Below are 12822 nucleotides of genomic sequence, written 5' to 3' on the forward strand. Positions count from 1 at the left end.
ACTCGTTCCGCCTTCCAGATCCGTGAAAGAAGGCTGCTCATGGCCCCCTCGACGTCCAGCAGCGTCACCCTGAACATCAACGGCGAGAAGCACACGCTGTCCGTCGACCACCGCACCACCCTGCTCGACGCCCTGCGCGAGCGCCTCGACCTGACCGGCACCAAGAAGGGCTGCGACCAGGGACAGTGCGGCGCCTGCACGGTCCTGGTCGACGGCCGCCGCACCGTGTCCTGTCTGCAACTGGCCGTCGCGTCCGACGAGCGCGAGATCACCACCGTGGAGGGCCTGGCCGACGGGGACCTGCTGCACCCGGTGCAGCAGGCCTTCCTCGACCTGGACGGCTTCCAGTGCGGCTACTGCACCCCCGGCCAGATCTGTTCGGCCGTCGCCGTCATCGAGGAGCACGCGGCGGGCTGGCCCAGCGCCGCCACCGGGGACGTGCGCCCCGAGGCGGGACCGCCTCCCCTGACCCCCGAGGAGATCAGGGAGCGCATGAGCGGCAACCTGTGCCGCTGCGGCGCGTACGTGCAGATCGTCGAGGCGGTCGCCCGCGCCGCCGCGGAGAACCGGAGCGAGACCGAGGAGGCCGCGGCATGAGGGAGTTCGACTACCGGCGCGCCGACGACGTCTCCGGCGCGGTGGCGCTGCTCGACGCCGACCCCGACGCCCGCTACCTCGGCGGCGGCACCAACCTCGTCGACCTGATGAAGAACGGTGTGGAGCGCCCGGCCCGGCTGGTCGACGTCCGCGCCCTCCCGCTGGACCGGATCGAGCCGGCCGACGGCGGCGGACTGCGCATCGGCGCCACCGTCACCAACAGCGACCTCGCCGCGCACCCCGGTATCCGCCGGAACTACCCCGCCCTCACCGAGGCCGTACTCGCCGGTGCCTCCGGGCAGTTGCGCAACATGGCCACCGTCGGCGGCAATCTGCTCCAGCGCACCCGCTGCGGCTACTTCACCGATGTGACCAAGCCCTGCAACAAGCGTGCGCCCGGCAGCGGTTGCCCCGCCGTCGAGGGCGAGCACCGCAACCACGCCGTTCTGGGCGCCTCCGACCACTGCGTGGCCGTCCACCCCTCCGACATGGGAGTGGCGCTGACCGCCTTCGACGCGGTCGTCTCCTACGAAACCGCCGACGGACCGGGGGAGTTGCCGCTGGCCGACTTCTACCTCCCGGTGGGCGACACCCCGCACCGGGAGACCGCCCTGCCGCCCGGCGCGCTCATCACCCACGTCACCCTGCCGCCCGCGCCGGTCGCCGCCCGCTCGCGCTACCGCAAGGTCCGCGAACGCGCCTCGTACGCCTTCGCGATCGGCTCGGTCGCCGCCGCCCTCGACGTCAGCGGGGGAGTCGTGCGCGAGGCCCGCCTCGCCCTCGGGGCCGTGGCGTCCCGGCCCTGGCGGGCCCACGCCGCCGAACGTGTACTGAACGGCGCCCCGGCCACCGCGGAGTACTTCGCGGCGGCGGCGGACGCCGAACTCGCGGCCGCCAGGCCGCTGCCCGACAACGGATACAAGGTGACCCTCATGCGCAACCTCGTGGTGGCCGTGCTCTCCGAACTCGCCGAGGAGGCCGCCCGATGACCACCGCCACGACCGGCGCCACGACGACGGGCGCCGTCGGCACCGCGCACACCCGCGTCGAGGGCCGCGACAAGGTCACCGGCGCCGCCCGGTACGCCGGCGAGATACCCTTCGCCGATCTCGCCCATGGCTGGCTGGTGCTGTCCACCGTCGCCCGCGGCCGGATCCTGTCCGTCGACACCGGACCCGTGCTCGGCATGCCGGGCGTGCTCACCGTCCTGCACCACGGGAACGCCCCGCGCCTCGACATCGACTACATCGGAATGCTGGGCGTTCCGCCGGACCCGACGGCCGCCGTCTTCCAGAACGACCGGGTCCCGTACGCCGGCTGGCCCGTCGCGCTGGTCGTCGCCGAGACGTCCGAGCAGGCCCGGGAGGCCGCCGAGCGGCTCGTCGTCACCTACGAGCAGGAGCCGCACGACGTCGCGCTCTCCGGCGACCGCCCGGACGCCTACGCGGCGGACGGACACATGCCCGCGGTGACGGAGAAGGGCGACCTGGAGGCCGGATTCGCCGCCTGTGCCCATGTGGTGGACGCCGAGTACACCACGCCCGAGGAGCACCACGGCATGATGGAGCCGCACGCGGCGACCGCCCTGTGGGACGGCGGCCGGCTCGAGGTCGTCGACTCCAACCAGGGCACCACCTGGGTCGCCGACGAGCTCGCGCGGATGTTCTCGCTGGACCCGTCCGCCGTGCGGGTGCGCTCCGACCACGTCGGCGGCGGCTTCGGCAGCAAGGGCGTACGGGTCCACCAGGTGTCCGCCGTGATGGCGGCGACCGAGCTGCAGCGGCCGGTCCGGGTCGTGCTGACCCGCCGTCAGATGTTCACCCTCACCGGCTACCGCAGCCCCACCGTCCAGCGGGTCCGGCTCGGCGCGGGACCCGACGGCCGGCTGCGCGCCCTGGAGCACCGCTCGCTGAACCAGACGTCCACGGTCTGGGAGTTCGTCGAGCCGAGCGCGGGCGTGGCGCGGTCCCTGTACGACGCCGACGCCCACCGCACGGAGAACAAGGTCGTACGGCTCGACGTGCCGTCCCCGGCGTGGATGCGCGCGCCGGGCGAGGCGCCGGGCTCGTTCGCGTTGGAGTGCGCGCTCGACGAGCTCGCGGAGAAGTGCGGTGTCGACCCGGTCGAGCTGCGGCTGCGCAACGACCCGGAGCGGGGGCCGGTCTCCGGGCTGCCGTTCGGCAGCCGCAACCTCGCCGCCTGCTTCCGGGAGGGCGCCCGCCGCTTCGGCTGGGCCGGCCGCGACCCGCGCCCCGGCGTGCGCCGCGACGGGCGCTGGCTGCTCGGCACGGGCACGGCCGCGGCGTCCTTCCCCGCGAGCGCCATGCCGTCCACGGCCGCGGTGACGGCGGAGCCGGACGGCACCTTCACCGTGCGGATCTCCGCGGCCGACATCGGCACCGGGGCCCGTACGGCGCTCACCCTGGTCGCCGCCGACGCGCTGCGGGTGCCCACCGACCGGGTCCGGGTGCACATCGGCGACAGCGACTTCGGCCCGGCGATGATCGCCGGCGGCTCCGCGGGCACCCGCTCCTGGGCCTGGGCGGTCACGGCCGCCGCCGAGGAGCTGCGGGAACGGCTCGTCCCGGGCGGCACCGTGCCGCCGGAGGGCCTCACCGTACGGTCCGACACCACCGCCGCCATCGCCGCCCTCACCCAGAAGGAACGACTCTCCTACGGGGCGCAGTTCGCCGAGGTGGCCGTGGACGTCACCACCGGCGAGGTGCGGGTGCGGCGGATGCTCGGCATCTTCGCCGCGGGCCGGATCGTCAACCCGCTCACCGCGCGCGGTCAGCTCGTGGGCGGCATGACCTGGGGCATCTCGATGGCCCTGCACGAGGAGGCGGTCCGGGACCGGGTCTCCGGCGGCCTCTACGGCGCCGACCTGGCCGGCTACCACGTCGCCACCCACGCCGACGTGCCGACGGTCGAGGCGGACTGGGTCGACGACCCGGACCCCGACGACCCCGTCGGCATCAAGGGCATCGGCGAGGTCGGCATCGTGGGCGCGGCGGCGGCCGTCGCCAACGCGGTTTGGCACGCGACCGGCGTACGGCACCGGGACCTGCCCATCCGTCCGGACCGGGTACTGCGGGCAGGAGGAACGGGTGTTTGACATCGCCGGCGAGCTGCACCGCTGGCTGACCGAGGGCCGGGAGTTCGCCGTGGCCACGGTGGTGTCCGTGGGCGGCAGCGCGCCGCGCGGCCCCGGCGCCGCCCTCGCCGTCGACAGCGAGGGCACGGCGATCGGCTCGGTGTCCGGCGGGTGCGTGGAGGGCGCGGTGTACGAACTGTGCGCCCGGGCGCTCGCGGACGGCGAGACCCATGTCGAACGGTTCGGCTACAGCGACGAGGACACCTTCGCCGTCGGCCTGACCTGCGGCGGGGTCATCGACATCATGGTGACCCCGGTCGGCGCGCAGGTCCCCGCCCGGCAGGTGCTCGGGGCTGCGCTGTCGGCCGTCCTGCGGGGCGGGCCGGGGGCGCTCGCCCGGGTCGTCGAGGGCCCGGCGGAACTCCTCGGCAGGGCCCTGTTCGTCCATCCGGACGGATCGTACGAGGGCGGCCTCGGCGGGGTTCCCGAGCTGGACCGGACGGCGGCCGGGGAGGCCGGGGCCCTGCTGGACGCCGGCCGCACCGGCACGGTCGCCGTGGCTGAGGACGGGTCGTACTGCCCCGGCGGGCTGACCCTGTTCGTGGAGTCCTCGGTGCCGCCGCCCCGCATGATCGTCTTCGGGGCGATCGACTTCGCGGCGGCGCTGGTGCGGGTGGGCAAGTTCCTCGGCTACCACGTCACGGTGTGCGACGCGCGGCCCGTGTTCGCGACCGGGGCCCGCTTCCCGGAGGCCGACGAGGTCGTGGTCGACTGGCCGCACCGCTATCTGCGGGGCACGGAGACCGACGCGCGTACGGTGCTGTGCGTCCTCACCCACGACGCGAAGTTCGACGTACCGCTGCTGAAGGTGGCTCTGGGGCTGCCGGTGGCGTTCGTCGGCGCGATGGGTTCCCGGCGCACCCACACCGACCGGGAGCGGCGGTTGCGGGAGGCGGGTGTGGGGGAGCGGGAGCTGGCCCGGCTGCGCTCTCCGATCGGCCTCGACCTCGGTGCGCGTACTCCGGAGGAGACGGCTCTGTCCATCGCGGCGGAGATCGTCGCCGCTCGTCGGGGCGGCACGGGGGTTCCCCTGACGGGCTCGCGAACGCCGATCCACCGCGACGGACGGTCCGCGTCGGCGGCTGCCTGAGCCGTTGAGGGGTTTTCGCGCTCCGCAAACGCCGGAGGGGCTGACTTCCAGCCTCTCCGGCGTTTGCGGAGCGGGGGTCCGGGGGCAGCGCCCCCGGGGGCGAGGAGAATCAGGCCGCGGCCGGCTCGCCGGCGAGGCCGTGGAGGCGGGTGATGACCTCGGTCAGCTGGGCGGCGACCTCGTCGTCGTCGGCCGGGTGGGTCTCGGCGAAGCGGGTCACCGAGCCGGGGATGGAGAGCTTGATGTCGTCGATCACCTTGCCGCCCGCGATACCCACGGACTTGCGGGCCTCGTCGTGCGCCCACACACCGCCGTACTGGCCGAAGGCGGTACCGATCACGACGACCGGCTTGCCGCTGATGGCGCCGGCGCCGTAGGGACGGGACAGCCAGTCGATGGCGTTCTTCAGGACGGCCGGCATCGTGCCGTTGTACTCGGGCGTGAAGAGCAGCAGCGCGTCGGCGCCCGCGGCGGCCTCGCGCAGCCTGGCGGCGGCGGCCGGCACGGCGCCCTCGACGTCGATGTCCTCGTTGTAGAAGGGGATCTCCGCGAGCCCCTCGTAGAGCGCCACATCGGCACCCGCGGGAGCGAGCTTGACCGCGGCCTCGGCGAGCTGACGGTTGTGCGAACCGGCCCGAAGGCTGCCGACGAGGGCGAGGATGCGAACAGACATGGGGAAACTCCAGGGGGGGCGCTGAAATATTGCCGAAACAATCCGGACCGGGGTCCGCTTCTTGTTTGTAGCATCTTAACCGGACCGCGGTCCAGTTTCTTCCCGATGCTTTACGCTGGCTTCATGTCCGCCGCGCCGCCGCCCGTCCCGGCATCCCAGGACCCCGTACAGCCGCAGGAGTTGCTGCAACTCGGCATCGACCCCGACGAGCCCTGCCTGCGCGCCGACGCCGCGCGCAACCGGGCCCGCCTGCTGGAGGCGGCCGCGCTGCTCGTGGCCGAGCGCGGGGCCGACAGCATCACCATGGAGGAGGTCGCGGCGGCGGCCCGCGTGGGCAAGGGGACGGTCTTCCGCCGCTTCGGCGACCGCACCGGTCTGCTCACCGCGCTCCTCGACCACTCCGAGAAGAAGTTCCAGGCCGCCTTCCTCACCGGGCCCCCGCCGCTCGGGCCGGGCGCGCCCCCGGCCGAGCGGCTGCGCGCCTTCGGCCTCGCGATGCTCCGCCGCTCCGCCGAGGAGCTGGAGCTGCAACTGGCGGCCGAACCGGAAGCGGGCCGCCGCTTCACCAGCCCGCCCCGCCGCGTCCTGCGCCATCACGTGACCCTGCTGCTGCGCGAGGCGGTCCCGGACGCGGACTGCGAGGTCCTCGCCCACACGCTGATGGCCCAGCTCGACCCCGCCCTGATCCACCACCTGATACGCCAGTGCGGCATGCCGCCGGAGCGGCTGGAGTCCGCCTGGCTGGACCTGGTCGACCGGGTGACGGGCCCGGCGTCCGCCCACTGACGGTGTATCAACTCCCCCGGCCGACGGCCCGGTTACGGCTTCTGCAAGGATGCCGTACGTCATGGTGCAGATAACGAACACGCCCGCGCCCGCGTCCCCCGCACCGACGCGCTCCGTACCCACGAGTGCCGATGTGGCCCGCCTGGCCGGCGTCTCGCGCGCGACCGTCTCCTACGTCCTGAACAACGCCGGTGCCGTCCGGATCAGCGAACCCACCCGCCGCCGGGTCCGCGAGGCCGCGAAGGAACTCGGGTACGTGCCGCACGCGGCGGCCCGCAGCCTGCGCGCCGGACACAGCCGTACGGTCCTGATGCCCGCGCCCGCCTTCCCCGTCGGACCGCTCTACAGCCAGTTCATCAACGATCTCCAGAGCTCCCTCGCCCGCCTCGACTACACGGTCGTGCAGTACGGCACCGTCGGCCTGCACGACGACGAGGCCGCCCGCGCCTGGGCCGAGCTGAGGCCCGTGGCGGTCCTGGTCCCCGGCTCCGGACTGAGCCCGCGCGGCGTCGAGGTGCTCAAACGCTCCGGGGCGCGGGCCGTCGTCACCCTCGGCCCCGAGCCCGTCGACGGTGCGCACACCCTGCTCATGGACCACGACGTCGTCGGGCACAGCGCCGGCGCCCACCTCTTCGACCGGGGCCGCCGCCGGATCGGCGTGGTCGTCCCGAGAGAGCCCGGCCTGGAGGCGTTCTCCGCGCCCCGCCTGGCCGGCGTGCGCGCCGCCCTGCGCGGCACCGACGCCACGGTCACCGAGCTGCCGCTGGCGCACGACGAGGGCGCCGCCGCCCGGCTGGCCGCCCGCTGGCGCGAGCTGGACCTCGACGCCGTGTTCACGTACAACGACGAGTACGCGATGCTGCTGATGCGAGCGCTCCAGGACGAGGGTGTCCGCATCCCGGAGGAGACCGCCGTCATCGGCGCCGACAACCTGATGCTGGGCCGGCTGCTGCGCCCCCGCCTGAGCACCGTCCACCTGGAACTGCCGTCCGGCCGCGAACTGGCCGAACTGGTCGACCGCGCGGTACGCGACCCGGCCACGGCCCCCGAGGCCCACAAGGTACTGGGCGCGTCGGTGGTACGACGCGAGTCGAGCTGACCTTCAGGTGTGGGCCCGTCGTGGCTGATCGCGCAGTTCCCCGCGCCCCTCCAGGGGCGCGGGGCCGTGCCGATATGCGGCTCCGCCGCGTGGGCGCGAAGGGGGTCCGGGGGCGGAGCCCCCAGGGACGGGAAGGGACGGTGGGGGCGAATCCACTCCCACCCTGGCCCCGCGCCACGGCCGTCTCAGGCGCCCGGCGCCTCCCCCTGCCGCGCCTGCTGCTCGGCGATCTGCTTGCGGACATCGTCCATGTCCAGCTTGCGCGCCTGCCCGATGACATCCGTCAGAGCGGCCTCGGGCAGCGCACCCGGCTGGGCGAACACGGCCACCTGATCACGCACGATCATCAGCGTCGGGATCGACTGGATACCGAAGGCCGCGGCCAGCTCCGGCTGCGCCTCGGTGTCCACCTTGCCGAACACCAGGTCCGGGTTCTCCTCCGCCGCCTTCTCGTACACCGGCGCGAACTGGCGGCACGGACCGCACCAGGCCGCCCAGAAGTCGATCAGTACGAACCCGTTGTCCGTGACCGTCTGGTCGAAGTTCTCCTTGGTGAGCTCCACGGTGCTGCTCATCGCGCGTTCCCTCTTCCTGGTGTCGGGTCGGGCCGTCGGCACAACACGGCCGGCCGGTCACGTATTCCGCGCCCCTACCCATGTGGCCACAGCGCACACCACCCACCAGACTGACGCCATGACGGAAACGCAATCGACGCAACCGGAATCAACCGCCTACGACGTCGTGGTGCTCGGCGCCGGACCCGTGGGCGAGAACGTCGCCGACCGCACCCGCGCCGCCGGGCTCACCACCGCGGTCGTGGAGAGCGAGCTGGTCGGCGGCGAGTGCTCCTACTGGGCGTGCATGCCCAGCAAGGCCCTGCTGCGCCCGGTCATCGCCCGGGCCGACGCCCTCCGCGTCCCCGGCCTGAGCCGGTCCGTCCAGGGGCCCCTGGACGCCGACGCCGTACTCGCCCGCCGGAACTCCTTCACCTCCGACTGGAAGGACGACGGCCAGGTCCAGTGGCTGGAGGGCACCGGAGCCGACCTGTACCGCGGCCAGGGACGGCTCACCGGCCCGCGCACCGTCACCGTCACGGACGCCGACGGCGGCAGGCGGGTCCTCACCGCCCGGCACGCCGTCGCCGTCTGCACCGGCAGCCGCGCCCGGCTGCCCGACCTGCCCGGACTCGACGAGGTCCGGCCCTGGACCAGCCGCGAGGCCACCAGCGCGCAGTCCGTGCCCGACCGGCTGGTCGTGGTCGGCGGCGGGGTCGTCGCCACCGAGATGGCCTGCGCCTGGCAGGCCCTCGGCTCGCGGGTCACCGTCCTCGTCCGCGGCGGGGGCCTGCTGAACCGCATGGAGCCGTTCGCCGGCGAGATGGTCGCCGAGGCGCTCACCGAGGCCGGCGCCCGGATCCGCACCGGCACCTCCGTGAAGTCGGTGACCAGGGAGAACGGCACGGTCCTGGTCGTCACCGACGACGGTGACCGGATCGAGGCCGACGAGATCCTCTTCGCCACCGGCCGCGCCCCGCGCACCGAGGACATCGGCCTGGAGACGATCGGTCTGGAGCCCGGCTCCTGGCTCACCGTGGACGACAGCCTCCGCGTCACCGGCCACGACTGGCTGTACGCCGTCGGCGACGTCAACCACCGGGCCCTCCTCACCCACCAGGGCAAGTACCAGGCCCGGATCGCGGGCGCCGCCATCGTCACCCGGGCCGCCGGGGAGCCCGTACCCGCGGAGGACTGGGGCGCGCACGCCGCCACCGCCGACCACGCCGCCGTCCCCCAGGTCGTCTTCACCGACCCGGAGGCGGCCTCCGTCGGCCTCTCCCTGGCCGAGGCGCAGCGGGCGGGCCACCGCGTCCGCGCCGTCGACGTCGACCTGTCCTCGGTCTCCGGCGCCGCCCTGTACGCCGACGGCTACAAGGGCCGCGCCCGCATGATCGTCGACCTCGAGGACGAGATCCTGCGCGGCCTCACCCTCGTCGGCCCCGGCGTCGGCGAACTCATCCACTCCGCGACCATCGCCGTCGCCGCCCAGGTCCCCATCGCCCGCCTGTGGCACGCGGTCCCGTCCTACCCGACGATCAGCGAGATCTGGCTCCGCCTCCTGGAGGCCCACCGCGACGCCTGAGCCCCCTCCAGCCCCTCCACCCCCTTCCGGCCCGTCCGGCATTCGAGGACAAGGCCCGTCCAGGGCCGAAGGGGGTCTGGGGCGCAGCCCCAGGGTCGGGAGGGGGCGGCGGGGGCGAACCACTCCCGGAGACGACGGCCGGAGGCCCGGCCCGACGGAGGACCGGGGCGCGGTCACGGCAACCCGAAGCCCAGTTCCCGGGCCGCCCGCTCCGTCGTCGGCTGCGACCAGCGTTCCATCACGAACCGGTTGGACGACAGCGAGCGCGGCTCGGCCCGGTCGAGGTACAGCGTGCCGTCGAGATGGTCCGTCTCGTGCTGCACGATCCGCGCGGGCCACCCGGTGAACACCTCGTCCAGCGTCCGCCCGTACTCGTCCTGCCCCCTCAGCCGCACCTCGGCGGGCCGCGCCACCACCGCCTGATACCCCGGCACGCTCAGGCACCCCTCGAAGAACCCGGCCCGCCGGGTGCCGACCGGCTCGTACACCGGATTGACCAGCACCCGGAACGGCTGCGGCACCCGCTCGCGCGCGATGCGCACCTCCTCCGGGACCGGTGCCGGATCCTCGATCACCGCGATCCGCAGCCCCACCCCGACCTGCGGCGCGGCCAGCCCGACACCCGGCGCCGCGTGCATGGTGACCCGCAGCGCCGCCACGAACCGGGCCAGCAGCGCGGGCCCCAACTGCCCGTCGTACGGTTCGGTACCCCCGCGCAGCACCGGGTCACCGGCCGCGACGATGGTCAACGGCCCTTCCGCGGAGAGCAGTTGCTCGACCCGCTCGGCCAGGGGCGCGCGATCGTCCGGAGTTCCCATCCCGTCAGGATCGCACGCCTTTCACGTGTGGCGCAGGTCACACGCGTCTCCCGGGAACCGGACGCCCCGCCGTCCCGACTACTGCACCACCACTCCGCCCGCCAAGACGTCTCCGGGAGAACCCCACCGATGACCACCGCTCCCTCGACCCCCACGGACGAGGCACCGAAACCCCCCGCCCCCGAACCCGCACCCGCGAAGAGCGCCTGGGCCGGCCTGCGCCCCCTCGTCCTGCGCCTGCACTTCTACGCGGGAGTCCTGGTCGCGCCGTTCCTCCTGGTCGCCGCCCTCACCGGCCTGCTGTACGCCGCCTCGTTCCAGGCCGAGAAGATCGTCTACGACCATGAGCTGACCGTCCCCGTCGGCGACCGCAAACTGCCCGTCTCCGCGCAGGTGGCCGCCGCCCGCGAGGCCCACCCCGAGGGCACGATCTCCGCCGTACGCCCCTCACCCGAGGCGGACGCCACCACGAGGGTGATGCTGTCCGGCATACCGGGTGTGGACCCCGACCACACCCTGGCCGTATTTGTCGACCCGTACACCGCGAAGGTGCGCGGCGAACTGGAACAGTACGGCTCCTCGGGCGCGCTGCCCCTGCGCACCTGGATCGACGAGTTCCACCGCGATCTGCACCTCGGCGAACCGGGCCGTCTCTACAGCGAGTTCGCCGCAAGCTGGCTGTGGGTGATCGCGGGCGGGGGACTGGTGCTGTGGTTCTCCCGGCGCCGCGCCCTGCGCAAGCTGCGCGGCACCAGTGGGCGGCGCCGCACACTGGCCCTGCACGGCGGTGTGGGCGTCTGGGTCGCGGCCGGTTTCATCTTCCTCTCGGCGACCGGCCTGACCTGGTCCACCTACGCCGGCGCGAACATCGGCGAGCTGCGCACCTCCCTCGGCCAGGAGACCCCCTCGGTGTCGGCCGCGGCGGCCGGCGAACACGCGGGCCACGACGCGGCCGGCGGCACGGCGGGTGACGCGGCGCACGGGGTCGGCCTGGACAAGGTCCTCGCGGCGGCACGGGCCGAGGGTCTGGGCGATCCGGTGGAGATCGTGCCGCCCGCCGACGAGAAGTCCGCGTACGTCGTGCGGCAGATCCAGCGCAGCTGGCCCGAGAAGCAGGACTCGGTCGCCGTCGACCCCGCCTCCGGCGCGGTCACCGACGTCCTGCGGTTCGACGACTATCCGGTCCTCGCGAAACTCACCCGCTGGGGCATCGACCTGCACACCGGCAGCCTGTTCGGCCTGGTGAACCAGATCGCCCTGATGGCGCTGGCCCTCACCCTGATCCTGCTGATCCTGTGGGGCTACCGCATGTGGTGGCAGCGGGGCCGCGGCTCCGCCTTCGGCCGGCCGATCCCGCGCGGGGCCTGGCAGCAGGTACCGCCGTACGTACTCGTCCCCCTGCTGGCGGCGATCGCCGTCCTGGGCTACTTCGTCCCGCTCCTCGGCATTCCCCTGGCGGCGTTCCTCGCCGTCGACATCGTGCTCGGGGAGGTGGCCCACCGCCGGGGACGGCGGACGTACGGAAGCGGCACGGCGGCGCGGTGACGCGCGGTGCCCGGTTCCCCGTCGCGGGGAACCGGGCACCGGTCCGCCCTCACTCCTCCTCGAAGGAGCCGCCCAGCGCGGCGGCGATCCGCAGATGCGGCCGGGCCTCGTCGTCCCGCCCCTGCCGCTGGAGGGTGCGCCCCAGCATCAGCCGGGCGTAGTGCTCCACCGGGTCACGCTCCACGACGACCCTCAGCTCCGCCTCCGCGCGCCGCAGTTGCGCCGAGTGGTAGTAGGCGCGCGCCAGCAGCAGCCGCGGCCCGGTCTGCTCCGGCACCTCCTCGACCAGCCCGCCGAGAACGCGCGCGGCGGCGGCGTAGTCCTTGGCGTCGAAGAACATCTCGGCGCGCTCCCAGCGCTCGGCCGGCGTCCCGTGGTCGTAGTACGTGGTGTCCACTTCTGACCTCCTTCGAGGCCGACAACGGACCCGGACGGTCCCGTATTCCGCCTGGGACGCGTTCCTGACCAGCACTGGTGTGAGGACATCGGGTCGTACCACAACGGTGGTCCGGACTACTGTGTGACGGACACCGCTCCGCAGGAGTACGGGCGGCTCGTCGTCGACGGACAGGGAATGCCGGAGGGACCGCTTCGATGACCACGACGCGAACGTCCTCCGTCGCCAAGTCCTGGGGTGCCGCCGCGCTCTACGCGGTGGCGGCGTTCCTGACGCTGTTCAGCTTCGCCATGACGGTCGAGGCGGACAACCCGGCGGCGTTCCCCGGACGGCAGGACGACGACGGGACCTTCGGCGCGCTGCTGTGCGTCGGCACGGCCGTGGTGTCGGCGGCGGTGGCCGTGACGGCGCTCTCCCGGCGCCCGCTGTCCAAGGCCGTCTGCGCGGCCGTCGTCCTGGTGTGCGTCTACCGGGTGATCGGCGTCGCCGGCCAGTTCTGAGGCCGGCCCGCCGGCCGCTTCGTC

13 protein-coding genes are annotated in these 12822 nt (G+C 73.8%); 9 read left to right on the forward strand and 4 right to left on the reverse strand.

Features of this window, described 5'->3' with window-relative positions:
• Positions 1-39 precede the first annotated feature (39 nt).
• Genes AMK33_RS25365 through AMK33_RS25380 form a run of 4 tightly spaced genes read left to right on the forward strand, consistent with a single transcriptional unit; the run spans position 40 to position 4841 of the window.
• Positions 40-597, forward strand: a complete 558-nt coding sequence (locus AMK33_RS25365; RefSeq protein ID WP_073935257.1) for a (2Fe-2S)-binding protein — start codon at positions 40-42, stop codon at positions 595-597.
• A complete protein-coding gene (locus tag AMK33_RS25370; protein WP_073935258.1) occupies positions 594-1586 on the forward strand; it encodes an FAD binding domain-containing protein in 993 nt (330 codons plus the stop codon). The genes AMK33_RS25365 and AMK33_RS25370 overlap by 4 nt, the downstream gene beginning before the upstream one ends.
• Positions 1583-3712 (forward strand): xanthine dehydrogenase family protein molybdopterin-binding subunit, encoded by a 2130-nt coding sequence (locus AMK33_RS25375; protein ID WP_073935259.1) that lies wholly within the window; start codon positions 1583-1585, stop codon positions 3710-3712. The genes AMK33_RS25370 and AMK33_RS25375 overlap by 4 nt, the downstream gene beginning before the upstream one ends.
• The gene (locus AMK33_RS25380; protein WP_073935260.1) at positions 3705-4841 is read left to right on the forward strand and encodes an XdhC family protein; all 1137 of its coding nucleotides are present in this window, start codon (positions 3705-3707) and stop codon (positions 4839-4841) included. The genes AMK33_RS25375 and AMK33_RS25380 overlap by 8 nt, the downstream gene beginning before the upstream one ends.
• 109 nt (positions 4842-4950) lie before the next feature.
• Here the strand turns inward: AMK33_RS25380 and AMK33_RS25385 are convergent, their stop codons facing one another.
• Positions 4951-5514, reverse strand: a complete 564-nt coding sequence (locus tag AMK33_RS25385) for an NAD(P)H-dependent oxidoreductase (RefSeq protein ID WP_073935261.1) — start codon at positions 5512-5514, stop codon at positions 4951-4953.
• Between the two features lie 123 nt (positions 5515-5637).
• Between AMK33_RS25385 and AMK33_RS25390 the strand changes: the two genes are divergently transcribed.
• Complete coding sequence (locus AMK33_RS25390) at positions 5638-6300, forward strand: TetR/AcrR family transcriptional regulator (RefSeq protein ID WP_073935369.1); 663 nt, start codon at positions 5638-5640, stop codon at positions 6298-6300.
• A gap of 61 nt (positions 6301-6361) precedes the next feature.
• A complete protein-coding gene (locus AMK33_RS25395) occupies positions 6362-7399 on the forward strand; it encodes a LacI family DNA-binding transcriptional regulator (protein WP_107425208.1) in 1038 nt (345 codons plus the stop codon).
• Positions 7400-7584: 185 nt separating this feature from the next.
• Here AMK33_RS25395 and trxA read toward each other — a convergent pair whose 3' ends face one another.
• Positions 7585-7974, reverse strand: coding sequence for a thioredoxin (trxA, locus tag AMK33_RS25400; protein ID WP_073935263.1), 390 nt, complete (start codon positions 7972-7974; stop codon positions 7585-7587).
• 118 nt (positions 7975-8092) lie between these two features.
• Here trxA and AMK33_RS25405 point away from each other — a divergent pair, with 118 nt between their 5' ends.
• Entirely contained in the window at positions 8093-9538 is a 1446-nt protein-coding gene (locus AMK33_RS25405; RefSeq protein WP_073935264.1) for a dihydrolipoyl dehydrogenase family protein, read from the forward strand.
• 173 nt (positions 9539-9711) lie between these two features.
• On the opposite strand, the gene AMK33_RS25410 is transcribed toward AMK33_RS25405, so the two are convergent.
• Positions 9712-10356 carry a peptide deformylase gene (locus AMK33_RS25410; RefSeq protein WP_073935265.1) on the reverse strand — a complete coding sequence of 215 codons (645 nt, stop codon included), beginning with the start codon at positions 10354-10356 and terminating at the stop codon, positions 9712-9714.
• A 129-nt stretch (positions 10357-10485) separates the two neighbouring features.
• Here AMK33_RS25410 and AMK33_RS25415 point away from each other — a divergent pair, with 129 nt between their 5' ends.
• The gene (locus tag AMK33_RS25415; protein ID WP_073935266.1) at positions 10486-11901 is read left to right on the forward strand and encodes a PepSY-associated TM helix domain-containing protein; all 1416 of its coding nucleotides are present in this window, start codon (positions 10486-10488) and stop codon (positions 11899-11901) included.
• A 49-nt stretch (positions 11902-11950) separates the two neighbouring features.
• Here AMK33_RS25415 and AMK33_RS25420 read toward each other — a convergent pair whose 3' ends face one another.
• A complete protein-coding gene (locus AMK33_RS25420; RefSeq protein WP_073935267.1) occupies positions 11951-12298 on the reverse strand; it encodes a tetratricopeptide repeat protein in 348 nt (115 codons plus the stop codon).
• A 197-nt stretch (positions 12299-12495) separates the two neighbouring features.
• Between AMK33_RS25420 and AMK33_RS25425 the strand changes: the two genes are divergently transcribed.
• A complete protein-coding gene (locus tag AMK33_RS25425; RefSeq protein WP_073935268.1) occupies positions 12496-12798 on the forward strand; it encodes a hypothetical protein in 303 nt (100 codons plus the stop codon).
• Positions 12799-12822: the final 24 nt, after the last annotated feature.

Origin of the sequence: Streptomyces sp. CB02400 (assembly GCF_001905725.1) — a bacterium.
Taxonomy (GTDB): domain Bacteria; phylum Actinomycetota; class Actinomycetes; order Streptomycetales; family Streptomycetaceae; genus Streptomyces; species Streptomyces atrovirens.

Excerpts from the sequence above, each read along its gene's own strand:
- AMK33_RS25415 (WP_073935266.1), top strand. The coding sequence starts at position 10,486 with ATGACCACCGCTCCCTCGACCCCCACGGACGAGGCACCGAAACCCCCC.
- AMK33_RS25395 (WP_107425208.1), top strand. The coding sequence starts at position 6,362 with ATGGTGCAGATAACGAACACGCCCGCGCCCGCGTCCCCCGCACCGACG.
- AMK33_RS25425 (WP_073935268.1), top strand. The coding sequence starts at position 12,496 with ATGACCACGACGCGAACGTCCTCCGTCGCCAAGTCCTGGGGTGCCGCC.
- trxA (WP_073935263.1), bottom strand. The coding sequence starts at position 7,974 with ATGAGCAGCACCGTGGAGCTCACCAAGGAGAACTTCGACCAGACGGTC.
- AMK33_RS25365 (WP_073935257.1), top strand. The coding sequence starts at position 40 with ATGGCCCCCTCGACGTCCAGCAGCGTCACCCTGAACATCAACGGCGAG.
- AMK33_RS25370 (WP_073935258.1), top strand. The coding sequence starts at position 594 with ATGAGGGAGTTCGACTACCGGCGCGCCGACGACGTCTCCGGCGCGGTG.
- AMK33_RS25390 (WP_073935369.1), top strand. The coding sequence starts at position 5,638 with ATGTCCGCCGCGCCGCCGCCCGTCCCGGCATCCCAGGACCCCGTACAG.
- AMK33_RS25375 (WP_073935259.1), top strand. The coding sequence starts at position 1,583 with ATGACCACCGCCACGACCGGCGCCACGACGACGGGCGCCGTCGGCACC.
- AMK33_RS25410 (WP_073935265.1), bottom strand. The coding sequence starts at position 10,356 with ATGGGAACTCCGGACGATCGCGCGCCCCTGGCCGAGCGGGTCGAGCAA.
- AMK33_RS25385 (WP_073935261.1), bottom strand. The coding sequence starts at position 5,514 with ATGTCTGTTCGCATCCTCGCCCTCGTCGGCAGCCTTCGGGCCGGTTCG.
- AMK33_RS25405 (WP_073935264.1), top strand. The coding sequence starts at position 8,093 with ATGACGGAAACGCAATCGACGCAACCGGAATCAACCGCCTACGACGTC.